The organism is Candidatus Symbiothrix dinenymphae (genome assembly GCF_001431085.1).
The window spans coordinates 1-402 of sequence record NZ_BBRU01000484.1 but is presented as its reverse complement, the minus strand read 5'-3'; the positions used below and the strand labels follow the sequence as shown (position 1 = coordinate 402).

Annotated in this window: 1 protein-coding gene; it reads left to right on the top strand. The window is 49.8% G+C overall.

The genetic code is table 11. The features are described 5' to 3' along the window. Positions 1-50: 50 nt before the first annotated feature. Positions 51-402 (top strand): Mur ligase domain-containing protein (locus tag ASC50_RS05235; protein WP_226995409.1); only part of this gene is annotated, 352 nt, incomplete at its 3' end.

The window sequence follows — 402 nt, the reverse complement described above, 5'->3', positions numbered from 1 at the left end:
GTACAATTTTTTTTGTACCTTTGCCACCCTATTTGAGATTTGTAAGAACAATGAAAAGTTTGAACGACATACAAACCATGTATTTTATTGGCGCAGGGGGCATCGGCATGAGCAATCTGGTGCGCTATTTCCTTGCTGAAGGCAAAACGGTGGGTGGCTACGACCGCGTGGAGTCGGCACTCACCCGCGAATTGAACGCCGGAGGGGCACAAATCCATTATTGGGACGATGTGAATATGATTCCGGAGGCATTCAAAAACCCAAAAACGACATTGGCCGTGTGGACTCCCGCCATTCCGGCAGAGCATTCGGAACTGGGGTATTTCCGCACCAAAGGCTTTGAAGTGATGAAACGCGCACAAGGGTTGGGCGAAATCACAAAGACCAAACGCGGCATCTGCG